The sequence below is a fragment of the Lactococcus ileimucosae genome (assembly GCF_943193185.1).
Lineage (GTDB): Bacteria > Bacillota > Bacilli > Lactobacillales > Streptococcaceae > Lactococcus > Lactococcus ileimucosae.
On sequence record NZ_CALPDE010000027.1, the window covers coordinates 1 to 23,070 of the forward strand.

Consider the following 23,070-nt stretch of genomic DNA (forward strand, 5'->3'; position numbering starts at 1 on the left):
ATGTTACGTTTACTTTCTGAGTCTATAGTATAAAAAAAAAAAAAGGTCAAATGAAATGAGTGTTTGATGAGAAAAGCTTTCCTATTTAGCTAGTTTCCCCGCCCTTATCTTCTAGAACAACAGAATTAAAAGGCATAAAAAAGAAGCCCTTGCTTGAGCTTCTTGATTTTATAATATTGGTTCTCAGATAACTTTTATTTAAATTTATCGAAAAAACCTTTTTTCTGCTCTGAGACATTTTGACCACTTGCTTTGGCGAAGTCACGCAATGCTTCACGTTGAGCTTCATTCAATTTTTCTGGTGTCACAATATTGACAACAACGTGCTGGTCCCCTTGACCGCTGCCACGTAATTTCGGTGCACCTTTGCCTCTAAGTCGGAAGTTTGTCCCTGTCTGTGTACCTGCTGGAATCTTCAACTTCACATTTCCATGAACAGTTGGAACCTCAACTTCATCCCCCAAGGCAGCTTGAACAAAATTCAACGGCATCTTGTAGTAGATTTCACTGCCATCACGTTCAAACTTATCACTGGCAGAAACTTGGAAACGAACGTAAAGATCGCCGTAAGGGCCCCCATTTGTTCCAGCATCACCTTGACCTTGTAAACGCATCTGTTGGCCTGATTCTACACCGGCTGGTACTTTAACCTTAACAGTATGTGCCAGTTTTTCATGACCTGTTCCGTGACAGGTTGGACAAGGAGACTTGATTTCTTTACCTGTTCCGTGACAAACATCGCAGACAGCACTTGTTGACATACGGCCTAATGGTGTGTCACGAACAACTTGTGTTTGTCCTCGACCATGACATTTATGACATGTTTCGGCATGTGTCCCTGGTTTGGCCCCTGAACCTGCACAAGTATGACAAAGTTCTTCGCGGTGATACTTGATTTCTTTTTCGACCCCAAAGATTGCTTCTTCAAATGTTAAGTTAATGCGGTATTGTAAGTCATCCCCTTGACGAGGAGCATTAGGATTAACTTGAGCTTCGCCGCCTCCAAAGAAACTTGAGAAAATATCCTCAAAACCACCAAAGCCTCCTGCACTTTGGAAACCATCAAAGCCAGAGAAACCTCCCTGACCGCCAAAGCCAGCATTGGCTCCTGCTGCACCATATTGGTCATAGCTGGCACGTTTTTCTTCATCGCTTAATGTTTCATAAGCTTCTTGAATTTCTTTATATTTATCTTCTGCACCCGGATCTTTGTTGATATCTGGATGGTATTTTTTAGACAGCTTTCGATAAGCTTTTTTAATTTCGTCTTGGCTGGCATTTTTATCCACACCGAGACGTTCGTAAAATTCTGTGTTATTCATATATATTAACCTTCTTGACATGGAATATTAAGAGTATCACTTGATTTTTCAAGCGAGCGCTCTCTAGAAGTAGCCTATTTTTACAGCTACTATAATATATTTTAGCATTTTTTAAAGCATTTGGCAAAAAAATTAGCACTCCATATTATAGAGTGCTAAATGTTGATAATTATCCTAAAAAAAATACAAACCGAAGCTTGTATTTCATTTCAGTTGTTTATTAAGGGCGAATGAAACTTACACCAGCTGTTGAACATTCACGTGTTGTTCCCCAACCACCGTTAAAGTTTCCTTCGATAACTGTCATTTTTGAACCAGATACAGAAAGGACGACAGCAACGTGACCTACGCCTCCTGCACCTTGGTTACCTGGAGGGAATACAGCAATAGTACCTGCTGCAGGGCCACTGTTAGCATAAGCTACCCAGTCACCTGCATTTCCCATATATGTTGGTATCTTTCCACCAAAATAATCCCATACAAAAGCTGTACATTGACCAGCAGGGTATGGATTTTTACCAGCAGGACTTACTGGTTTTACCGGATCTGGCGTTGGTGTTGGTACTGGTGTTGGAGTAGGTGTAGAGGTGTTGTTATTTCCTCCTGTTCCATTTGTAGCTGGTGCTGAAGGTCCAGTAGCAGTATTGTTTTTCACCGCTTGCTCTTGCTGAACAACTACAGACTTTTCTGCTGCTGCTTTTTGAGCTTCAGCAGCTTTTTGGGCTGCTTTTTCTGCTGCTGCTTTTTGGTTCAGCAAGTCTTGTTTCTTACCTTCTTCAGTTGTTACTGTTGCTTGATAATCCAGCTGCGCAACTTTGAGGGCTGCTTCTTGAGTTGCTAACTCATCTGCTTGTGAATCCAACTCTTGTTGAAGACGTGTTGCCTCAGCATATTTCTTTTGGTTATCTGCCAACTTATTTTGGATATCTTTTTGATCAGCTTGTTGTTGCTCAATCATTGACTTATTCGCACCGGCAACGGTTGCCATAGCTGTCATTTTTTGAATCGCATCTGTCAGTGATTTTGAATCCAATATCGCAGACATATAGCTTGTAGCTGAGCCGTCTGTTTGTGCGCTGCGCGCTTGCGCTTCAAGTGCTGTATTACGTTCTTTAATACTTTTGCTCAACTTTTGGATCTGTTGAGATTGCTCCTTTTGTTGAGCCATCAACTCATTAACTTTTTTAGTCATTGATGATTGCTTTGATTTTAAAGTGCTCACCTGCGACTGAATAGCTTCCACTTGTGACTGTGCCTTGGCAGCTTCACTTTTAGCACTGGCAATCTTTGAATCCTGCTGTGCTATCTTCGAGTCTGTGGTATCAGCCTCTACGGCAGCAAGTGGTGCACCAGCCGTCAGTACGACTGTCGAAAGCATCAATGCTGTAATAAGTTTTTTCTTCATAAAATCTTTAATTTGCCTCCCTAGGTTAGTTCGGTAATATAGTATATTGTATCACGACCACATAGCCACTTTGTAACATTTGGATTACACTTTGATATAAGTTTGTTTCTTCTTGTTTCTTCTTTTTTTCATGATGCGATAAGGAAAGAAAGTAAAACAGCGGGAAATGTTATTACATCAATGGTATTGTCCTCAATTAATCTCATTCTTAATTTTTTGTTCTCCTGATTTATAACACATGTACAGTATCAGAGAAAACGCGACTATTTTCCTTGATGGGGCTGCAAAATGAGGAGTTTAAGCTATTTTTTACAGCATTTACTCATTTCATGGATAATGCTATATATGATTATCCTTTGCTCATAGGCAGATGGAACTTTTGATAAAATGGATGTCCCTGAGACTGTAGGTGCTTTGCATTCAAATTTTTAATGAATAAAAAAATATTTTATTACGTCCCCCCCCTGTCTTGTACCCTTTCTTGCAATAGAATAAATTTTTTAAAAGAGTACAATAATCTTTGATGAAGGCGTTCAGAAGAAAGGTCCCAGTAAAAAAAACCGAGTATCTTTAACACTCGATTCTCTATGCAATATTTGACCAACCACTTTTTCAAGGTGTAGAGGTATACATCTGTAGTAAAAAAAGACAAAGCAGTAAAACTTTGTCTAAAGCTTAAGAAAGCGAATATTACTTATTTCTCCACCCTCTTAAGGACGAATGAAACTTACACCTGCAGCTGAAACTTCACGTGTAGTACGGATGCCTAAACCTCCGCCGTTAGGACCTGAGAAATTCGTTTCTGAGACAGTGAGCTTATTACCATTTACAGCTGTCACAACCGCAACGTGACCTACACCTCCTGCACCTTGGTTACCTGGAGGGAAGACGGCAATTGTACCTACTGCTGGACCACTATTAGCATAAACTGCCCAGTCCCCTGCATTTCCAGCATATGTTGGAATTTTTCCGCCGAAGTATTCCCAAACTCCCCATGTACATTGTCCCCATGGATAAGGGTTACTTAAACTTGACCCTGGTGTGCTGCTTGTTCCTCCTCCAGCTGTGCTGTTACTTGAACCACTATTTGAGTTGGCAACACTACTTGATGAAGATGAAGAGGTACTGTTATCCGGAACTGGTGCAGTAACTACAGGTACTGTCTCCGTCGATGAAGATGCTGGAGCAGCTTTCTCAGTGTCTACGGCTTGTTCTGCTTGTGTTTTTTGAGCAACTTGCGCCGCTTTCTCTGCTTTAGCTTGCTGCGCCGCCACTTCGGCTGCTTGTTTTGCTGCTGCTTCCTGCGCTGCTACCGCCGCTGCTTTTTGATCAATCAAACTTTGCTTCTTACTTTCAGAAGTAGCAATTGTTTCTTGGTAATTTAGTTGCGCAACTTTGAGGGCTGCTTCTTGGCTCGCTAACTCTTTACTTTGCGCTTCTAATTCTTGTTGAAGCTGTGTAGCTTTTGCATACTTTGCTTCATTGTCTTTCAGCTTTCTCTGAATTGCTTTTTCATCTTCTTGTTGCTTTTCAATCATTGCTTTGTTGGCACCTGAAACTGTTGCCATAGCTGTCATTTTTTGAATCGCATCCGCCAAAGATTTTGAATCCAGTAGAGCAGATATGTAGTTCGTAGCTGAACCACTTGTCTGTGCACTACGTGCTTGTGCTTCAAGTGCTGTACTACGATTCTTGATGTCTTTATGTAAGCTTGCAATCTGTGCAGACTGCTCTTTTTGCTCTTTCATCAATTTATTTACTTCATTTGCTGTTGCAGTTTTTTTGGCTTGCAAACTTCCCACTTGTGCTTGAATTGCCTCTACCTGCGCTTGTGCTTCAGCAGATGAACTTTTTGCTGCACGGATAGCAGCATCTTGTTTTGCAATCTGATCGTCTGTACTGTCAGCTTTTACAGCACCAAGAGAAGTCCCTGATGATAAAATCACTGTTGACAGCATCAAAGTTGTAAGTATTTTCTTTTTCATATTTTTCTTCCTGTTTTCCATAGATTTATAAATATAGCTCCAAGGTAGCCTCAAGTATAACACTCTTTTATGACTTATCCGAGTCAATTTAATTTCCTTAAAGATACTTTTTTTACCTTTCCTTTACAAAAAGATGCTCACCGAAGGCGATACATCTTCTCTAAAGGCCACTGTAGCAGGGTTGCAAAGATAATATTTAAAGCTAGGGTAGGCGCGAGCTGTCTAACGACAAAAGCAACGAAATCAACCTTAACTACTCCAACGAGGTTAATAATCAGTGTACTTAAAACCTGAAAAGCAGAAACTATGATGATTACCGTAAATAGGCGGGTCCAGCGATTTGTGAAAACAACCGTTTGGATACTGTAGACAAAAAGGGCAATCAGTGGAAAAATCAGACTGGCAATACCAAATATACCCAAAAAGTAACTGTCGTAAACAATACCCAAAAGGATACCTAAAATAAGAACATAGCTATGTCTATGCTGCGTTACCGTATACACCATAAAAATCAAAAGGAGATGACTGACAGGCATGATACTCCCCCCAGACAAGGCCGTAAATAAATGTGTCAATTGACCATCAAGCAACAGGAGGAAAAAGAGAAGTAAAGGGCTAAAAAATTGAAAACTAAAACGGCTCATGGTTAATTTCCTCCAATCATGCCTTGAATCACAAAGACAAATCGGATATCGTATAAATTACCAGCTGGCTTAATGTAGACTTCACGGTTTAAGCCTTGGTCCGTTTCTTTGACATCAATAACTGTTCCTAGTAAGAGGTCTCGTGGAGAGTCTCCTCCAAGACCACTTGTGAAAACCTGACTTCCTTTATCAATATTTCCTGTACCTACAAGGGAAGTTACAACGTAGGCTTTTTGATCATCGTCATAACTTGTAAGAAGACCATTTACTGGATCACTTGAACTCCCTAGACGTACTGGGATTTTTGCTTCGATGCCTTTCTCAGAACTTAGCAAAGAAATTTTTGACGTGTTTTCGTTAACTTGAATCACCCGCCCTATTACACCACCGTTCGCCATAACTAACTGGCGATTTTTAACACCTTGTTTGCTGCCACTGTCAATGACTAATGTATCCGCCCAGCTGGCTGGGTTACGGGTAATAACATTAGCAGAGATGCTTTCATAATCGGTTAACGTTTCTTGAAGCTTAAGTGCTTCCTTCAACTCTCTATTTTCAACTTCTAGACTTTCTTGACTGTTTTTTGAACTCCTAAGATCAGCAACTTCTGTTTTCAGTGACTGATTCTGCTTATAGGTATCTAATAGATTCCCCACCTGATTTGCCTTATCTTGCACAAAACGGATTGGTGCTCCGATTATTCGATCGACTGCTCCAGTTCCATCATTGATAATTTGTGTCATCGCCGATGGATTTTTATTATTTTTAAAGTTATCTGCCGAGATAAAAATTGCTGTAAATGCTGAAATAACAATAATCAAGGCGATAATAATCATTTTACTAAGATTAAATTTTTTCACTGTTCATTTTTCCCTTCACAAGAGCTTTGTTTAGCCTCTTTATTTTATCAAAATTGTCAACTTTTTGATAGAATATAAGTAAATTTTCTTCTATAAAATATATCGGAGGTTTGTAAGTATGACTCAACAAGAAATTCCAGTCTTTGGCGAGAAAATTGCTGGCGTCAATTATCAATACCGTTATGGGGTCTATGGTATTGTTTCACGTGAAAACCATAGTCAAATTTGTCTTGTCCAAGCACCAAATGGCGCATTTTTTCTTCCCGGAGGTGAAATTGAAGCCGATGAAGATCATGCACGAGCACTAGAACGTGAACTTCTTGAAGAACTAGGAGCAAGCGCTACTTTAGGCCAATACCTCGGGCAGGCTGATGAATACTTTTACAGTTCCCATCGTGACAAGTATTTTTGTAACCCTGCTTATATCTATGAAACATTGGATGCCCATTTTGATCAAGCACCTTTGGAAGATTTTAATAATATTTTTTGGTTTGATGTACTTGTCGCTATCGAAAAACTCAAACGAGGCTCTCACAAATGGGGCGTGGAACAATGGCTAAAAACATTATAAAAGCAATTCCAATTATACAAAAAAAGAAGGAAATCTTGTCCTTCTTTTTTACTTTTCAATAAGTCGAACGCCTGTTTGCCCTGCAACAATAACCTTTTTAACCATACCGTTAAAAAGACCATGTTCAACAACACCTACGGTCAAGTCAAGCTCCTTCGCCAGTTTTTCCGGCTCCACAATTTTCTCAATATGTAGATCAATAATGTAGTGCTGCATATCTGTGATGAGTTTTTTATCACCCTTCATTCGCCAAGCTGGTGCATAACCTGCTGCTTCAAATTTGCGGAACAACTGTTCGGAACCATAAGGAATAACTTCGACAGGAACCTTAAAGCTTCCAAGTGTCTCAGAAAGTTTGCTTTCGTCCACTATCCAGATATAGTCTTTTGAATATGTTGCAACAATCTTCTCCATAAGGAGGGCAGCACCACCACCTTTGATACCATTAAGTGCTGCATCAATCTCATCTGCACCGTCCACAGTAAGGTCGACACTATCCACTTCATCAATTGATTTTAGGGGAATATTAAGACTGGCTGCTTGCTGACTGGTTACGTTTGAAGTAGTTACGCCAATAATATCCAACCCCTCTTCTCTGACACGACGCCCTAATTCGTCAACAAAGAAAGCAGCTGTTGATCCTGTTCCTAAACCAACGGTCATACCTGATTTTACGTACTCAGCTGCTTTGATACCGACTAGTTTTTTCAAATTTTCCATGTTTAAAGTCCTTCCAAATGCTCTCTTAAATATTATATCAAAAAAGCGGAAATATCTTTCTTTTTTATTTGAAGCTTTAAGTTTCTCCCGAGGAGTTCAGATTATCTCGCCGCCATAAATCTCTCTTTACAAAACCTGTTCTATTCAGAAGCGCACTTCTTCCCCGACTCATCCTTTAGTTTTGTAATCTCCTCGCTTGTAAGTGGACGATAGGCGCCTAAAGCTAATGCCTTATCCAATTTTAAACTTCCCATACGTAGCCGTTTGAGATAAGTTACTTTCATCCCTACAGCTTCAAACATTCGCTTGACCTGATGGAATTTACCTTCATGAATAATGAGGCGAATTTCACTTTTATCTTCTTCTGATTTCTCAATAAAAAGTTGACCTGATTTGACGTTTTCTCCAGATTTTAAGGTCAAGCCTGCTGCAAATTCTCGAACAGTATCTTGCGTGACCTGCCCCTGGATTTGAGCAAAGTACTCTTTTTCCACATGTTTTTTGGGACTCAGGAGATTATGACTCAGTGGTCCATCATTTGTCAGTAAAAGAAGACCTTCTGTGTCCTTATCTAAGCGCCCCACAGGGAAGATATCTTCTCGAAAATCTTGAGCCTTTAATAATTCGACAACGGTCTTGTCCTTATTATCTTTCGTTGCCGAAACAACTCCCGCAGGCTTATTAAGGAGGTAATAATAAAATTCTTGATAAGCTACTGGTTGTCCCTCGTAGCTTACGCTATCTTTATCCGGATCAACATGTAGTTTACCATCTTTTATCTTTTGGTCATTAACTGTCACTTTTCCTGTCTTGAGGATTGCCTTAACTTCTTTACGTGATCCTAGCCCGGCTTCCGCCAAATATTTATCCAATCTCATACTCTTATTTTACTAGAATTTTGATCAATATGGATAAGATAAACCTTTGAGAGAGTTGACGAATCTTTATTTTTATCACGACTTATTATATAATAGGGCATACTGAAATTAGTAATTAGGATAAAATATGATAACAAAAGAATTTGACACAATAGCAGCCATTTCGACACCCTTAGGTGAAGGAGCCATTGCTATCGTCCGATTGTCCGGTAGCGATGCTATACCAATCGCTAAAAAGGTCTTTCAAGGAAAAAATCTTGATAAAGTTGCTTCACATACCATTAATTACGGTCATATCTTTGATCAAGAACGTCTTGTTGATGAGGTTATGCTCTCCGTGATGAAAGCTCCTAAAACCTTCACACGTGAAGATCTTGTGGAAATCAACACACATGGCGGAATTGCTGTCACCCAAGAAATTTTGCAACTTCTGCTCCGCTCGGGTGCACGTCTCGCTGAACCGGGGGAATTTACCAAGCGTGCATTTTTAAATGGACGTATTGACTTAGCGCAGGCCGAATCCGTTATGGATTTGATTCGCGCTAAAACAGATCAGGCGGCTAATATTGCTGTAAAACAACTTGATGGTAGCCTTTCTAACTTGATCAACAATATTCGTCAAGAAATTTTAGAATCTCTGGCGCAAGTCGAAGTCAATATTGATTATCCCGAATATGATGACGTTGAAACGATAACAAGTCAAATGCTTCTGGAAAAAACTGCCCATTTTGAGCAGCTTCTGGAAACACTTCTTGCCACAGCTAAACGCGGAAAGATTCTCCGCGAAGGGCTTAAAACCGCAATCATTGGTCGTCCAAATGTCGGAAAATCAAGCCTGCTCAATCAACTTTTACGTGAAGAAAAAGCCATTGTTACCGATATAGCAGGAACAACACGTGATGTCATCACGGAATTTGCCAATATTGGTGGTGTGCCGCTGGAGTTAATCGATACTGCTGGTATACGAGAAACCGAAGATATTGTCGAAAAGATTGGCGTTGAGCGTAGTCAAAAAGCCCTAGAAGAAGCCGACTTGGTCTTGCTTGTGCTTGATGCTTCGTCACCTTTAACTCCTAAAGATCTGGAATTGCTGGAACTTTCCTCTTCGACAAACCGTATCGTCTTGCTGAATAAGACCGATCTCCCAGAACAAATTGAACTTGAAGAACTTCCTGAAGACTTTATCCGAATTTCTGCCTTAAAAAATGAAAATCTTGATGCCGTCGAAAAACAAATACGCGCCCTCTTTTTCTCTGGGGAAATTGAAGCAAAAGATGCAACGACTCTCTCCAATGCACGACATATTGGCCTGGTCGAACAAGCTTTAGATGCTCTAAAAGAAGCAAACCGTGGTTTGGCGATGGGACTTCCTGTGGATCTCATTCAAGTGGATGTCACGCGCTGTTGGCAATTGCTTGGCGAAATAACTGGAGAAGCTGCACCGGATGAACTGATTACTCAGCTTTTCAGCCAGTTCTGCTTAGGGAAATAAAAATATAAGAAGGAAATATCCCTCTTATATTTTTTATTTACTGCCAGCCCATCACAAGGGCTAAAAGAATAGATGCTGATCCGATAAATGAAAGAAAACACAAGGCAAAACCAAGGGTGAAGATACTTGTGCCATCTCCTTCATAGGAGCTTCTTGTGCGCTTTCCTTTATAGGCAAACATACTGCCTAGGGAAAGGAGAGCGAAGATAAACTGTAAGGGAAGAGACCGCCATTCGGCAGAAAAGTTCAGCAAAGAAAGTCCACCACCTAGAAATGCTAAGAGAAGTCCCATTTTTATCATCCTTTCTTGAATTCACAATTTAAACATTAATCAAAACCACCGTCAACATCCAAATCTGCAAGCATCATCTGATATTCTGGGCGGTCAGGTGTTTTAAAAACTTCCTGCGCTTCTTGACGTGCCACTTCTAAAATATTGTAGTCATTCACAATATCCGCTGCAAGAAATTCTGGTAAACCTGATTGACGTACGCCAAATATTTCTCCGGAGCCTCGCATCTTCAGGTCTTCTTCTGCCAAACGGAAACCATTTTGCGTTTGACACATTATCTTCATCCGGTTTTTACCTGATTCTGTCTTGGGATTGGCAACGAGAATCGTATAGGACTTCTTACTCCCCCGTCCTACACGACCACGCAACTGATGCAGCTGAGAAAGCCCAAAACGATCCGCATCCATAATCACCATAATCGTTGCATTTGGCACATCCACACCAACTTCAATAACCGTTGTGGAGACCAGAACAGACAAATCCCCTGCCTTAAAGTTCTGCATAATCTGGTCTTTTTCTTCATTTTTCATTTTACCATGCAGCAAACCAATGCCTGTTTCTTCACCCAAATACTGCGTTAATTCTTCATAAAGTGCTACGGCATTCTTTAAGTCTAAAGCTTCCGACTCTTCAATAAGAGGCGAAATAAAATAGACTTGAGCCTGCTGTGCCAGTTCTTCTTTTATCCATTTCAGCACCTCTGGCAGCTGCTCGTGTTTTACCCATCTGGTCGTAATGGGTTGACGGCCTTTAGGTAACTCGTCAATGATAGAGACATCCATATCACCAAAAGCTGTAATCGCCAAGGTCCGAGGGATTGGCGTCGCAGTCATCATAAGTACATCAGGATTTTGACCCTTTTCGCGTAAGACTTTCCGTTGCTTAACCCCAAAGCGATGTTGTTCATCGGTAATGACCAGCCCCAAATCATAAAAATCAACAGCTTCTTGAATCAAAGCGTGTGTCCCCACAACCATCTGTGTCTGCCCACTTGCTAAGCTTTCCAGTATCTCTCTTCTCTCCGCAACTTTTAAACCTGAAACGAGAAGACTAATTTTTAGCTCAGGAAAAAGTTTTTTTAAGTTCGCAAAGTGTTGCCGTGCTAAAATTTCAGTCGGAACCATTATCGCAGCTTGAAGCCCCGATAATACTGCTGCATACATTGCTAAGCTGGCAACGACGGTTTTACCTGAACCGACATCACCTTGTAAAAGACGGTTCATGTGGTAGGGTGAGGACATATCTGCTAAAATTTCGTCTAAGGATTTTTGTTGGGCACCTGTCAGTTCAAAAGGAAGATTTTTAATTTTTTCTTCCATCAACCGCTGGTCAAAAATAATCTTTCGCCCAAAGCGCTGTGCTTTCTCTTTATGTTTCAAAGCCTGCAACTTCAGTTGAAAATAAAAGAGTTCCTCAAACTTCACGCGCCTTAGTGCTTGTTTGTGCGCCTCCATATCGTCTGGAAAATGCATGGCACGTACCGCTTCCTGCCGAGACATCAAGCGATATTTTTTCAACAAATATTCTGGTAAATTTTCTTTCAACTCTGATAAAAGCCCACTGTCAAAAGCTATTTGAATTGTTTTCACCAAGCTGGATTGTTTCATCCCTGCGGTGAGATGATACACAGGGGAGAAGCCATCTTCTGCTTGGGTTAATATTTTCATTCCCAAAAGTTGTTGCTTTTTTTGCTCCCACTTGCCATAGACCGCGACTTCTCTCCCAACCTCAATCTTATCCGCCAAATAGGGTTGATTAAAAAAGCTCACAGCGACCACAGCTTCACCTTGTTTGAGTTTAAAAGTGAGCCTGTTCCGTTTAAAGCCGTAATATTGGATATTTGCAGGTGTCACCACTTCACCAATCACCGTTGCTTTTTCTCCATCAAGTAATTCCAAAATGGAACGTCCAGCAAAATCTTCATAACGAAAAGGAAAATAAAGCAATAAATCCTGTATCGTGGAAATACCAAGCTTCTGATAATTTTCAAAAGATTTGGGACCGACACCTTTCAGGTATTGTATACTGTCTGTTAGTTTCATAGGTTTATTATACAACAAAAGCGGTCTTTTGACCGCTTTACTATTTTTATACTTAAGCTTTCTTCACTACAGAACCCTTCAAACCAATGGCACCAAAACCATCTATTTTCGAATCAATATAGTGTCCATTTTTTCCAAATTCATTGATGCGGATGTTTTTAACTTTTGTCCCTTTTTTTATAGGTTTCGGCATCCCTTTGACTGGAAGATCTTGAATAATAATCACAGCATCTCCATCAGCTAAAGGTTGTCCGACACTATCAAGAACAACAAATTTGTCTGCTTCTAAATCCGCTTGTGTAAATTCGTTGCCACATTCTGAGCATCCAAATGTCGTATCTGTCAGTTCATAGGTATATTCACTTGAACAAATTGGGCATTGAGGTGTTTCCATTTTTTCTCCCTTTTCTGATTTTAATTTTTAGTATAACTTATTGAACTAAATTTCGTTTACTTTATAGAAAATTGCTTTCTGTACGGCTAATTTTTGTCTTTCAGGCAAGTGATGTGCACTCGGTCCAAAGGTGTTGGACAGCCAAATACGCGGTTTCGCTTTATCTGTATCTGCCCAATCGTAACCTTTGGGGATAAAGGAAAGTCCTGCTCCTGCAGGGGTTCCTTCAGGCTGACTATTTACCGTGAGGAAACCTTGGTCTTGCTGGCTATCTGTAGATAAAGCATTGAGAACAAGTTTTGTTTTCTTTTCCCCCTCCACTATGTAACACTGATTATTTTCAAAAATTAGTGTTCTGCCTTCCAAAGTTTTCCATGTGCCATGCACACTTGAATAATCTCCTTGAGCAATCTGTTCTAAATCCATCTCAGTACTTAAGCTTGCTAACGTAGCGGAATCAACAACTCTTGAGGATATTTCCTTCGTTGTTTGCTTAGCTGTAGATGTTTCAAAATAGTCTGCAAAGAGTGTATCTATCTTTGTTGTTTGCTCTTCAGTTTCCCAGCTTTCAGCATTGATATAGCTATAAGTAACTGTCGCTTGGTTAATTTTCACATTAACTTTATGGATAATTTTGTTTGAATCATACCACTCTATCGCGCCGTCATTAATATTTCCTGTCATCGCAAGATAATCCGCCGTCAAAATCGTGGTTTGAGGATTCAGCTTAGCATAGGACTGGGCCAATAAAGCAATTTGTTGATTGAGGGTTAAGGCTTTCCACGCCGCTAAAGCTGAGGGTACATAATCTGATTTACCCTCTTGCGGTGAATTAGAGTCAATCATAGAACCGTCTGAAATTTTATGGTTGCTCGCAGTAAGAGAGGAATCATTTTTAGGTTTCGGATAGAAAAAGACAATCAAAAGTATTGCTATGACAATAAGGAAAAGACCACTAAAGATACTTCCTAAAATGATTGTTTTCTTTTTAGGCTTTTTATGTTCGGTTATATCTTCTGTTACCAATCCGTCCAATAAAGCTTTTTGATCGTCATCCTCACTAGGTGTTCTGTCATTAATAGCTTTAAAAGATTGTTCCCATTTCTTTTTATCCATCCTCTCAGTCCCACCTCCTCAACCAGTCCTCTTCATACTATAGTGTACTATATTATGAAAAAATTCTCAAAGTCTCACTCTGAAAATAAGGGCATCAAAAAACAGAGGAGCTAAGCTTCTCTGTTTCCAACGTTAAATAACAGAATTATTTAGCGATTTTAGCGAAGTATTCAAGTGTACGAACAAGGTTAGATGTATAAGACATTTCGTTATCGTACCAAGCAACTGTTTTAACCAATTGAACGCCATTAGCTGTGGTAACTTCAGTTTGAGTAGCGTCAAAGAGTGAAGAATTAGAGATACCTACGATATCAGATGAAACAATTTCATCTTCATTGTAACCGTAAGATTCGTTAGCAGCTGCTTTCATAGCTGCGTTTACTTCTTCAACAGTAACTTCTTTATCAAGAACTGATACAAGTTCTGTCAATGAACCAGTTGGAACTGGTACACGTTGTGCGTGACCTTGAAGTTTACCGTTCAATTCTGGCAATACAAGACCGATAGCTTTAGCAGCACCTGTTGAGTTAGGTACAATGTTTTCAGCTGCAGCACGTGCACGACGGAAGTCTCCACCACGGTGTGGGCCATCAAGAGTCATTTGGTCACCTGTGTAACCGTGGATAGTTGTCATAGTACCAACTTTAAGACCGAAGTTTTTGTTCAAAGCATCAGCCATTGGTGCGAGACAGTTAGTAGTACATGATGCACCAGAGATAACTGTTTCTTCACCAGTCAAAGTTTCGTGGTTAGTGTTGAAAACGATAGTTTTAACATCATTTCCACCAGGCGCTGTGATAACAACTTTCTTAGCACCGTTAGCATGCAAGTGTTGTTCAGCTTTTTCTTTAGTTGCAAAGAAGCCAGTTGCTTCAAGAACGATTTCTGCACCTGATTCAGCCCAGTTGATGTTAGCTGGATTAGCTTCTGCAGTAACTTTCACAAATTTACCGTTAACTTCGAAACCACCATCTTTAACTTCAACATCACCATCGAAACGACCTTGAGTTGTGTCATATTTCAACAAGTGAGCAAGCATTGCTGGATCTGTAAGGTCGTTGATTGCAACTACTTCAACACCTTCAACATTTTGAATACGACGGAAAGCAAGACGACCGATACGTCCGAAACCGTTAATACCAACTTTAACTACCATGAGTAAGTCTCCTTATAGGTTTAAAATTTGTTTATAGAGAAGTTCTCTATCACTAAGTTAATCATTTAACTTACTCTTACATTTTAACACTTTTTTGAGATTTTGCAAACATAAAAGCCGGAAAATGTGCTTAACAGTGGGAATAGAGCGGAAAACGTTTACATTTGTCTACTCTGGACATAAAAAAAATAACAGTTAGACTGCTACTTTACTTTCCAAAAAGCTTGGCAAAAAATCCTTTTTCTGATTCAGTTTTCAACTCCATTAAGAACTGATTATTATCATTTAAAGATTTCTCCATCAACTCTTGCTGACGGTTAATTTGTTTATCTTTCTCCGCAAGTTGTGCATCTTTGGCTATCAATTGTTGATTCAGGCGATCAATTTCTGCATTTTTATCTTTCATTAAATTTGAAAACAGCTCAAAAACAGCTGTGTCTGCTGGCGACGTTGAAAGTTTTTGAGTCTCATCTTTATCTTCAACAACTTCTGCCTTAGCTGTCACAACTTTTCCATAAAGGCGTTCAAGTTCATGAATACCACCTTCATTAATTACAGTAACATTCTTTTCATTTTTTCCTATATATTTCTCGTCTAGCTGCTTAATCCGTTTGTTCATCGCTTGGCGAGTCACTCCAAAAAGCTCTGCGAGTTCGCTTACTGTTTTTGTTTCCATATCTACCATAATACCACATTTTTAGCTATTTATACAGCTTTTTCTGAGTTCTAAATCGTTTTGTAATAAATAATAAAAATATTATACTTATATTATGACACATTTTTTATAAGGGCCGAAAAGTAGAACGGAGAATCTATGGATTACAAGAAAAGTAACATCAACACCATAAAAGAATACTATAAAACCAATGTTTCAGAGGGTTTAGATAAAGAACAGATTACTGCATATCGTGAAAAATACGGCAGCAATGTTTTCCAAGAAGCAAAACAAAAAAGCACTTTTCAAAAGCTCTTGAAACATGTGTTTGAAGTGATGAATCTTGTTTTAATCATTGTTTCTGTTCCTGCTTTTTATCTTTCGCTAGAAACTGATAATTTTACAAAGCCCATCGTTATCCTATTGATCGTCATTATCAACGTCATCGTAGCACATTTACAGGAGGAGCGCGCTGAGACAGCCTTGTCTGCTTTAAAAAAGTTGTCTGCTCCTAATTCAACCGTCATTAGAAACGGGAAATTAAGCACGATTCCCTCGGAAGAATTGGTCGTAGGCGATTTAATTCAACTGAATGCGGGAGAACAAGTGGGTGCTGACGTTCGTCTGCTTTCAGCAAATAGCTTACAGGTTGATGAATCCTCACTCACAGGTGAATCTGAAGCAATAGAAAAAGATGCTTCACGTGAGATATCTGAAAATGTTCCCCTAGGTGACCAAGTGAATATGGTTTTCTCAGGAACAAATGTCCTTAACGGCACAGCCAAAGGCATTGTTGTTGCTACTGGAATGAAAAGTCAGATGGGACAAATTGCCCAGCTCTTAGAAGACCAAGTGAAAGGGAAAACTCCTTTACAAAAACGGATTGATTCACTGCCAAAACGTCTTGCAGCAATTGCTTTTGGGGCTGGTGCAGTGATTTTCCTAGTAAATCTCTTGCATGGGGGAATCCCTTTTAGTGAAAACATGATGACCGCAGTTATTCTTGGTATTGCTGCCGTGCCTGAAACCCTACCTGTTATCGTTACCCTGTCTCTTGTCTATGGTGTGGAGAATATGGCTTATAAAAAGGCCATTATCCGTAATATTCCTGCCGTTGAAACACTGGGAAATGCATCTGTCATTGCTTCTGATAAAACAGGAACACTTACGCAAAATCAAATGACTATTCAACGACTTTGGGTACAAGGGGAAGATATTTGGCAAAAGGATCAGCTCTCGGACAAGGAAAAAGATTTAATTTACAAGTTTGGTTTAGTTTCCAATGCAACAGCTGTCCAAGAAGGTGGCAAGTGGGAAACACACGGTGATCCAACCGAAACCGCCATCATTAACTTTCTTATCACTCACAACTTTTATCAACCAGATAAAGAACCTGAACGTCTCTTGGAACTCCCTTTTGATTCTACAAGAAAAAAGATGACAGTCGTTGTTCCCAACGAAACTGGGAGATATCTCGTCATTACCAAAGGTGCCTTTGACCGTCTTGTCCCAGAACATTTTAAAGAAGCACATGAAATTCATGACACGTTTGCAGAAAACGCTTTGCGTGTCCTTGCCCTTTCCTACAAGGTAATTGATGAAATTCCAAACGATCATCAGTTTCTAGAAGAAGACCAAACATTCTTAGGAATCATTGGTATGATTGACCCTCCACGTCCTGAAAGTAAACTTGCCGTTGCTGAAGCTCGAAATGCAGGTATTATTCCTGTTATGATTACAGGGGATCACGCACTAACAGCTAAAGCAATTGCTCAAGAGCTTGATATTTATAGAGAAGGCGATTTAGTCGTTGATGGTATTACCTTATCCAACATGTCAGACGATGAACTTAAGGAAAATATCGAAAAAATATCTGTCTATGCACGGGTCTCTCCTGAGGATAAACTCCGTATTGTTAAGGCTTGGCAAGACAAAAAACACATCGTTGCTATGACAGGGGACGGTGTCAATGATGCACCTTCACTGCGTGCTGCAGATGTTGGTACCGCAATGGGTATATCAGGGACAGAGGTTGCAAAAAATGCCTCTGACATTATCCTGGCTGATGACAATTTTGCAACAATTGTTAGTGCGATTGCCGAAGGTCGACGTGTCTATATTAACATTAAACGGACAATCTACTATCTGCTTTCAGCCAATATCGCCGAAATTCTTATTATGCTTATTGGAGCTATTATTGGATGGGGGCTACCACTTACAGGAATGCAGCTTCTCTATATCAATGTTTTAGCCGATGGTATTCCTGGCTTTGGATTAAGCCGGGAAACATCTGACAAATATATCATGAAGAAGCCCCCGATAGATGTAAATGAAAGTCTCTTTTCTCGTGGTGTTTCTCAGCGTATTTTTACCTCATCAACAACTTTCATCATCATTTCTCTTATCGGCTTCTATATCGGGTACTTCGTTGAAATACCTGGAAGCACGCCCAGTCTACAGTTGGGACAGTCTATGACTTTCCTCGTCCTTGCCCTTGCTTCAACTTATCACATCTTCAACGCGCGAAGCAATGATTCCATATTTCAAGATGGTTTGTATTCAAATAAAACAATCTTCTGGACAACTGTTATATCATTAGGTACAACCTTCCTCTTCACCCTCACACCGCTACGTACCTTTATTGATGTTATACCACTTACCGCTACGCATTGGCTTATTGCGCTCCTGCTTTCACTTCTTATCTTTGTCGTGATTGAAATTGAAAAGTATCTCATCAAAAAGGCGAAGAAAACTTTTCTTGCTTAACTCACTAAGCTTTAGACAAACATACAAAATAATAAAAAATGCTTGGTTACGGTGTTCTCTACACCATATTCAAGCATTTTTTGTATGATGATATAAAATCATTAAAATTCGAATACCATCCTTTTAATGTGTAAATCCATATGTTTTGTTTTTAGGTTCATTATGATATTTAATGTGTGCCTTGTTCAAAAACTCGATTGCTTCTTGCATATCTTGAACATAGTTATATGCCATATTCATTCCAAAATCTGCACGCACAACCACACGTTGAATAATATCATTCTCTAAGTTTTTTGGTAAAGGATAAGCTGGGACTTGCCATCCTTTCATCAATAGACGATCTGCTAAGTCGTATAAATCCCAGTCACAATCTCTGTCTTCTTTTAATTTATAACACACAATTGGTAACTGTGAACCATCATTTACAATTTCAAAGAGTCCTGTTTTTTCAATTGACTCTGCCAGATACATGGCTACCTTATGTGTTCTTTCATGTATAGCCTTATAGCCGTCAAATCCATAGCGCACAAAATTATAATATTGTCCGATCAGCTGAGCAGCACTATGGGAGAAATTAATCGCCATCGTTGGTAATTCTCCTCCAAGATAACTTACTTTAAAAATTAACTCCTCTGGTAAATATTTTTTATCACGCCATAAGACCCAGCCCACTCCAGGGTAGACTAAACCATATTTGTGACCCGATGTGTTGATAGAAACAACATTTTTCAGACGAAAATCCCATTCAAGTTTAGGTTCAATAAATGGCGCATAAAGCCCCCCTGAAGCAGCATCTACGTGAATATAGACTTTATAGTCCGTATGTTTATTATATTCTCCAACTAACTTATCTAGTCCCTTAATATCATCATATCTTCCAGTATAAGTGATTCCCATAATTCCAACAATACCAATGGTATATTCATCAACATAATCCATAACTTTTTCTAGATTAATTGACATGTGATTTTTATCCATTGGTACCTCACGCATCTCGATATCCCAATACACACAGAATTTTTCCCAACAAACCTGATAACCAGAAGAAATAACCAAGTTAGGTTTTTTAGCATTGACATCTAGGCCTAATTTTTCTGCTCGCTTGCGCCAAGCAAATTTCATGGCCATTCCCCCCAACATGCAGGCTTCTGAAGAACCAATGGTTGAAGTCCCCATAAAGTGTTCCTTTTCACTCGCATTCCAAAGGTCTGCAATCATATTGACACAGCGGTTTTCAATTTCTGCTGTTCTTGGATATTCTGATTTATCAATTGCATTTTTCTCTAAAGTTTGACTCATCAGCTCTACTGCTTCAGGTTCCATGTATGTTTGGCAAAAAGTTGCCAAGTTTAAACGAGCATTCCCTTCATCCAGCATCTCATCTTGAACCAATTGATAGGCCACTCGGGGTTCAATTGATTTTTTACCCATTCTATATTTAGGTAAATCAACCTGCTCACTTTCTGAACCAAAAATAGGTTCTAAGAATTCTGCCTCATCACGATTTTCTTTTCCATATAACATATGTAAATCCTCCAGTTTTCTTTAATGTTTTAATATATGTTCTTCTTTTTTTATAATATGATGTTCCCCACGGGCTATTGGATAAACCGCTGGATTCACTTCTCCTGCCTTAAAGTGAGTAGGCTCTTCCAAAGATTTGTGTCCTTTTTTATCATGCAATTCATAAATAACAAATGGCAAAATAACTGTGACAGCAAAACTTATGAGTAATATCATTTGATAGGTTCGTGTTTCATTTTTAGCAATTGATTCTGGCGGAACGAAAGAAATAAATAAAGCAAATACAGATAATAAGAATCCAACTCCTGCAATAATTGATTTCCCAATTATTTTTCCTGGAACATTGTATGTCCGTTTTAAGCCTTGTTTCTTATAAATTAAAACGAAATAACCTATGAAAAATAATAGATAGCCGACCAAATAAATAACCACGGTCAACGAAATTGCCACCAAGAAGGATAGGTTATTCCCTCCTCCTCCAAAGGTCAACACAGCGCCCCAGATTGTCACAACTACACCTTGAATCATGACTAATGGTACTGGCACATCATGAGCATTTGTCTTACGCAAAAACTTTGGAAGTAACCCGCGTTGAGCCGCCGCAAACATTCCTCGAGAAGGTCCAACAACCCATGAACTTACTTCTCCCATTACTCCAAATGCAATCATTACTGCAATTACTTTAACTAGCCATCCAAAATGACTGTTAAAGTGTAAAATTAGTGTTTGAAATGTTTGAATTACTCCTGCACTTAAAGACAACTCCTTTTGAGGGATGACCGCAGCTACTGAGAAGCCTCCAAGTGCATCCAAAGAAATTGCTAAAATTACCAGCAAAATCATCGCTAAAGGGTAATTTCTCTTAGGGTTTTCTAACTCATTGATATGAGAGGCTGAAGCTTCAACCCCCATATAGGCTAAAATAAATGAAACAAAGACGACCAACGTTGAAAGTTGTGAAAAATCTGGAATAAAAGCATCCTTGTTGATAGGTATTTCTATAGGATTACCTCCTATAAGGTAAGCTACTGATAATGTAAATAGGATAATAGACGGAATCACAATCCCTATTATAAAACCAGATTTTACTAATTTAGCTGTTCGCTGAGTTCCTCCTAATTGAGAAAAAGTCAATCCCCAAAAAATGACCAGTAAACCAATAAATTTAATCAGCGGATCTGTGTTCAATGCATCAAAATTTAACACATAGGAAACTGCACCCAAGATAAAATAAATCATAGTGACAAATCCTACTGTAATTTGAAACCATTGGAAAAAAATTGCTGCAAAGCCAAAACGTTCTCCTAATGTTTGACTAACCCAACTAAAAATTCCTCCGTTTTTCCATCCTTCTACTGTAGACATTTCAGCTGCACACAATGCTACTGGTAGAAACCACAATAGTCCCCCTAATAGCAAAAAGAAAACTAAATGCAATTTCGAAGTAGCAAAAGTCGGATATTCATACACTGTCAGAACCATAGAAGCAGTTAAAGCAAAAAATCCGAATAATGATAATTTTTTTTGATTCATCATACCTCCCTAAAATATGTGATAAAAGTTCATTTAAAAGAATTGTTATACAAAAATAGTTTAACTCTCTTTCTGTTTCAAGTATACACCCCTAAAAATAAAAAATCTCCTCCAAGCTGTTGCGATAACGCAACACGGAGAGAGATTAATTTCTTTTAAAACTTTCCAAGTTTCTCTGATAGAATTTTTTTAATTTTAATCCGCCAAAATTCTCTAGAACTTCAAGGGCATAGTTAATTTGTTTATCACCTAAATTTTTATCCTCAAAATTAAAAATAATTATCCCCCTAGCAAGATGTCTTAATACCTCAGCATACAAATCTACTCCCATAGCACGGTATTTCTTTGTAATTTCTAATATATTTTCAGCTTTTTCTCTTTCCCCATTAGATGCAAATATCGCCGCGCTATGGTATGCTATTTGAAATAAGCGTCGTCTATATTTTAAAAGTCTACAGTACTTTTCACATCTTTCATCAAAATTTGCAAGAAGGCTTTCCAATTGAGAAGTATCCATATAATCAGATGCAAAATACAACAAGGTAAGCTCAAAGTAGCCCCATTCTTCCACATTACAAAGATAATCCTCAATCTCTTTGATTTCCGATAAATTTATATTTTTAAGCCTAGTTTTTGCAGCAAGGGATAACAAATACTTCCCCTCCCTTTGTGACTCTGTATATAATCTTTGGATGTTGTCTATATCTTGCCTAAAATCAGCCTCCTCTAGTTCTAATAAAAAATTTTCTTGAAAATTTGGTTCAAAATTATTTACAATTAATTCATACTCTGCTAATGGAACTTGCATTTCTTCTAACATAAGTTCTACGCGTTCAAAACTCATCATACTTTGTCCTCTTTCAAATCTAGATAAGTTTGCGCGATTTACTCCAAGTTTGCTAAAATACGATAATCCCAGATTTTTTTGATTTCTGAGCTTCCTAAAACAATCTCCATATTTTTTATACATGGATAATAAACCTCCAAATTTGTTTTAGCCTAAGAGTAAATAATTTATCTTACCTTAAATGATATTTTATATTAGATACTACGTATTACTGAGTTACTATATTCGAAAAGCAGTAGATTTTCGTCTACCACCACAGAGTTGACAGAACCAAAATAAAAAAAGACACAACTAAACTTGCATCTTTTTACTATGCCGAAGGCCGGGGTCGAACCGGCACTCCCGTGAAGGAACCAGATTTTGAGTCTGGCGCGTCTGCCTATTCCGCCACTTCGGCAACAGACTCTTCTCAAATAAAATATATTTGAACTGGGGTAGCTGGATTCGAACCAACGCATGAGGGAGTCAAAGTCCCTTGCCTTACCGCTTGGCTATACCCCATTAAGAAGGCGGATGACGGGGATCGAACCCGCGCGTGCCAGCGCCACAAGCTGGTGTGTTAACCACTTCACCACATCCGCCATAATATCAAACACGGGCAGCAGGAATTGAACCCACACCAAAGGTTTTGGAGACCTTTGTACTACCTTTATACTATGCCCGTAAAACTTATGGAAGGGGAGGGATTCGAACCCCCGAACCCGAAGGAGCGGATTTACAGTCCGCCGCGTTTAGCCTCTTCGCTACCCTTCCGATATTTAATTGTCATTGAATATATTATAACATATTCAATGGGAGTTAACGGGATCGAACCGCTGACCCTCTGCTTGTAAGGCAGATGCTCTCCCAGCTGAGCTAAACTCCCAAT

At 39.1% G+C, this 23,070-nt stretch carries 19 protein-coding genes and 6 tRNA genes; 3 read left to right on the top strand and 22 right to left on the bottom strand.

From position 1 onward, the window contains the following. Nucleotides 1-194 precede the first annotated feature (194 nt). The 5 genes from dnaJ to mreC all read right to left on the bottom strand — a co-directional run bounded on the left by dnaJ (nt 195) and on the right by mreC (nt 6,216). The gene (gene dnaJ, locus NFR51_RS09595; RefSeq protein WP_251713456.1) at nt 195-1,322 is read right to left on the bottom strand and encodes a molecular chaperone DnaJ; all 1,128 of its coding nucleotides are present in this window, start codon (nt 1,320-1,322) and stop codon (nt 195-197) included. A gap of 220 nt (nt 1,323-1,542) precedes the next feature. Continuing rightward, nucleotides 1,543-2,727, bottom strand: a complete 1,185-nt coding sequence (locus tag NFR51_RS09600; RefSeq protein ID WP_251713457.1) for a coiled-coil domain-containing protein — start codon at nt 2,725-2,727, stop codon at nt 1,543-1,545. A 710-nt stretch (nt 2,728-3,437) separates the two neighbouring features. Beyond that, complete coding sequence (locus NFR51_RS09605; protein WP_251713458.1) at nt 3,438-4,712, bottom strand: CHAP domain-containing protein; 1,275 nt, start codon at nt 4,710-4,712, stop codon at nt 3,438-3,440. Between the two features lie 137 nt (nt 4,713-4,849). After that, nucleotides 4,850-5,356, bottom strand: a complete 507-nt coding sequence (gene mreD / locus NFR51_RS09610) for a rod shape-determining protein MreD (RefSeq protein ID WP_251713459.1) — start codon at nt 5,354-5,356, stop codon at nt 4,850-4,852. Between the two features lie 2 nt (nt 5,357-5,358). Beyond that, nucleotides 5,359-6,216: a rod shape-determining protein MreC gene (gene mreC, locus NFR51_RS09615; RefSeq protein WP_251713460.1), complete on the bottom strand. Its 858-nt coding sequence runs from the start codon at nt 6,214-6,216 to the stop codon at nt 5,359-5,361. A 118-nt stretch (nt 6,217-6,334) separates the two neighbouring features. Between mreC and NFR51_RS09620 the strand changes: the two genes are divergently transcribed. Then, nucleotides 6,335-6,787 (top strand): NUDIX domain-containing protein, encoded by a 453-nt coding sequence (locus NFR51_RS09620; protein WP_251713461.1) that lies wholly within the window; start codon nt 6,335-6,337, stop codon nt 6,785-6,787. A 48-nt stretch (nt 6,788-6,835) separates the two neighbouring features. Here the strand turns inward: NFR51_RS09620 and rpiA are convergent, their stop codons facing one another. Further along, nucleotides 6,836-7,507, bottom strand: coding sequence for a ribose-5-phosphate isomerase RpiA (gene rpiA / locus NFR51_RS09625; RefSeq protein WP_251713462.1), 672 nt, complete (start codon nt 7,505-7,507; stop codon nt 6,836-6,838). Between the two features lie 140 nt (nt 7,508-7,647). Next, nucleotides 7,648-8,385, bottom strand: a complete 738-nt coding sequence (locus NFR51_RS09630) for a pseudouridine synthase (RefSeq protein ID WP_251713463.1) — start codon at nt 8,383-8,385, stop codon at nt 7,648-7,650. Between the two features lie 127 nt (nt 8,386-8,512). Between NFR51_RS09630 and mnmE the strand changes: the two genes are divergently transcribed. After that, nucleotides 8,513-9,877: a tRNA uridine-5-carboxymethylaminomethyl(34) synthesis GTPase MnmE gene (gene mnmE, locus NFR51_RS09635; protein WP_251713464.1), complete on the top strand. Its 1,365-nt coding sequence runs from the start codon at nt 8,513-8,515 to the stop codon at nt 9,875-9,877. Nucleotides 9,878-9,914: 37 nt separating this feature from the next. On the opposite strand, the gene NFR51_RS09640 is transcribed toward mnmE, so the two are convergent. The 6 genes from NFR51_RS09640 to NFR51_RS09665 form a co-directional block, all read right to left on the bottom strand. After that, nucleotides 9,915-10,169, bottom strand: coding sequence for a hypothetical protein (locus NFR51_RS09640; RefSeq protein WP_251713465.1), 255 nt, complete (start codon nt 10,167-10,169; stop codon nt 9,915-9,917). 35 nt (nt 10,170-10,204) lie between these two features. Further along, nucleotides 10,205-12,211, bottom strand: a complete 2,007-nt coding sequence (recG, locus tag NFR51_RS09645; protein WP_251713466.1) for an ATP-dependent DNA helicase RecG — start codon at nt 12,209-12,211, stop codon at nt 10,205-10,207. A 52-nt stretch (nt 12,212-12,263) separates the two neighbouring features. Continuing rightward, a complete protein-coding gene (locus tag NFR51_RS09650) occupies nt 12,264-12,605 on the bottom strand; it encodes a zinc ribbon domain-containing protein YjdM (protein ID WP_251713467.1) in 342 nt (113 codons plus the stop codon). 45 nt (nt 12,606-12,650) lie between these two features. After that, nucleotides 12,651-13,721, bottom strand: a complete 1,071-nt coding sequence (locus NFR51_RS09655; protein WP_251713468.1) for a DUF6287 domain-containing protein — start codon at nt 13,719-13,721, stop codon at nt 12,651-12,653. A 145-nt stretch (nt 13,722-13,866) separates the two neighbouring features. Next, a complete protein-coding gene (gene gap / locus NFR51_RS09660; RefSeq protein ID WP_202230359.1) occupies nt 13,867-14,877 on the bottom strand; it encodes a type I glyceraldehyde-3-phosphate dehydrogenase in 1,011 nt (336 codons plus the stop codon). A gap of 208 nt (nt 14,878-15,085) precedes the next feature. Continuing rightward, complete coding sequence (locus NFR51_RS09665) at nt 15,086-15,562, bottom strand: DUF536 domain-containing protein (protein ID WP_251713469.1); 477 nt, start codon at nt 15,560-15,562, stop codon at nt 15,086-15,088. A gap of 129 nt (nt 15,563-15,691) precedes the next feature. Between NFR51_RS09665 and NFR51_RS09670 the strand changes: the two genes are divergently transcribed. After that, complete coding sequence (locus tag NFR51_RS09670; protein ID WP_251713470.1) at nt 15,692-18,298, top strand: cation-translocating P-type ATPase; 2,607 nt, start codon at nt 15,692-15,694, stop codon at nt 18,296-18,298. Nucleotides 18,299-18,421: 123 nt separating this feature from the next. Here NFR51_RS09670 and gad read toward each other — a convergent pair whose 3' ends face one another. From gad to NFR51_RS09715, 9 genes are all read right to left on the bottom strand, one after another. Next, the gene (gad, locus tag NFR51_RS09675; RefSeq protein WP_251713471.1) at nt 18,422-19,822 is read right to left on the bottom strand and encodes a glutamate decarboxylase; all 1,401 of its coding nucleotides are present in this window, start codon (nt 19,820-19,822) and stop codon (nt 18,422-18,424) included. A 21-nt stretch (nt 19,823-19,843) separates the two neighbouring features. Further along, the gene (gadC, locus tag NFR51_RS09680) at nt 19,844-21,355 is read right to left on the bottom strand and encodes a glutamate/gamma-aminobutyrate antiporter (protein WP_251713473.1); all 1,512 of its coding nucleotides are present in this window, start codon (nt 21,353-21,355) and stop codon (nt 19,844-19,846) included. A gap of 145 nt (nt 21,356-21,500) precedes the next feature. After that, a complete protein-coding gene (locus NFR51_RS09685) occupies nt 21,501-22,325 on the bottom strand; it encodes an Rgg/GadR/MutR family transcriptional regulator (protein ID WP_251713472.1) in 825 nt (274 codons plus the stop codon). Between the two features lie 190 nt (nt 22,326-22,515). After that, nucleotides 22,516-22,599 (bottom strand) — tRNA-Leu (locus NFR51_RS09690). A 32-nt stretch (nt 22,600-22,631) separates the two neighbouring features. Then, nucleotides 22,632-22,703, bottom strand: a tRNA-Gln gene (locus tag NFR51_RS09695). 7 nt (nt 22,704-22,710) lie between these two features. Next, a tRNA-His gene (locus tag NFR51_RS09700) sits at nt 22,711-22,783 on the bottom strand. A 12-nt stretch (nt 22,784-22,795) separates the two neighbouring features. After that, a tRNA-Trp gene (locus NFR51_RS09705) sits at nt 22,796-22,866 on the bottom strand. Nucleotides 22,867-22,874: 8 nt separating this feature from the next. Further along, nucleotides 22,875-22,955: transfer RNA gene (locus tag NFR51_RS09710), tRNA-Tyr, on the bottom strand. Nucleotides 22,956-22,994: 39 nt separating this feature from the next. Then, nucleotides 22,995-23,067 (bottom strand) — tRNA-Val (locus tag NFR51_RS09715). Nucleotides 23,068-23,070: the final 3 nt, after the last annotated feature.

Coding starts and splice junctions, on each gene's coding strand:
- dnaJ (WP_251713456.1), bottom strand. CDS start 1,322: ATGAATAACACAGAATTTTACGAACGTCTCGGTGTGGATAAAAATGCC.
- NFR51_RS09600 (WP_251713457.1), bottom strand. CDS start 2,727: ATGAAGAAAAAACTTATTACAGCATTGATGCTTTCGACAGTCGTACTG.
- NFR51_RS09605 (WP_251713458.1), bottom strand. CDS start 4,712: ATGAAAAAGAAAATACTTACAACTTTGATGCTGTCAACAGTGATTTTA.
- mreD (WP_251713459.1), bottom strand. CDS start 5,356: ATGAGCCGTTTTAGTTTTCAATTTTTTAGCCCTTTACTTCTCTTTTTC.
- NFR51_RS09620 (WP_251713461.1), top strand. CDS start 6,335: ATGACTCAACAAGAAATTCCAGTCTTTGGCGAGAAAATTGCTGGCGTC.
- rpiA (WP_251713462.1), bottom strand. CDS start 7,507: ATGGAAAATTTGAAAAAACTAGTCGGTATCAAAGCAGCTGAGTACGTA.
- NFR51_RS09630 (WP_251713463.1), bottom strand. CDS start 8,385: ATGAGATTGGATAAATATTTGGCGGAAGCCGGGCTAGGATCACGTAAA.
- mnmE (WP_251713464.1), top strand. CDS start 8,513: ATGATAACAAAAGAATTTGACACAATAGCAGCCATTTCGACACCCTTA.
- NFR51_RS09640 (WP_251713465.1), bottom strand. CDS start 10,169: ATGGGACTTCTCTTAGCATTTCTAGGTGGTGGACTTTCTTTGCTGAAC.
- recG (WP_251713466.1), bottom strand. CDS start 12,211: ATGAAACTAACAGACAGTATACAATACCTGAAAGGTGTCGGTCCCAAA.
- NFR51_RS09650 (WP_251713467.1), bottom strand. CDS start 12,605: ATGGAAACACCTCAATGCCCAATTTGTTCAAGTGAATATACCTATGAA.
- NFR51_RS09655 (WP_251713468.1), bottom strand. CDS start 13,721: ATGGATAAAAAGAAATGGGAACAATCTTTTAAAGCTATTAATGACAGA.
- gap (WP_202230359.1), bottom strand. CDS start 14,877: ATGGTAGTTAAAGTTGGTATTAACGGTTTCGGACGTATCGGTCGTCTT.
- NFR51_RS09665 (WP_251713469.1), bottom strand. CDS start 15,562: ATGGTAGATATGGAAACAAAAACAGTAAGCGAACTCGCAGAGCTTTTT.
- NFR51_RS09670 (WP_251713470.1), top strand. CDS start 15,692: ATGGATTACAAGAAAAGTAACATCAACACCATAAAAGAATACTATAAA.
- gad (WP_251713471.1), bottom strand. CDS start 19,822: ATGTTATATGGAAAAGAAAATCGTGATGAGGCAGAATTCTTAGAACCT.
- gadC (WP_251713473.1), bottom strand. CDS start 21,355: ATGAATCAAAAAAAATTATCATTATTCGGATTTTTTGCTTTAACTGCT.
- NFR51_RS09685 (WP_251713472.1), bottom strand. CDS start 22,325: ATGTATAAAAAATATGGAGATTGTTTTAGGAAGCTCAGAAATCAAAAA.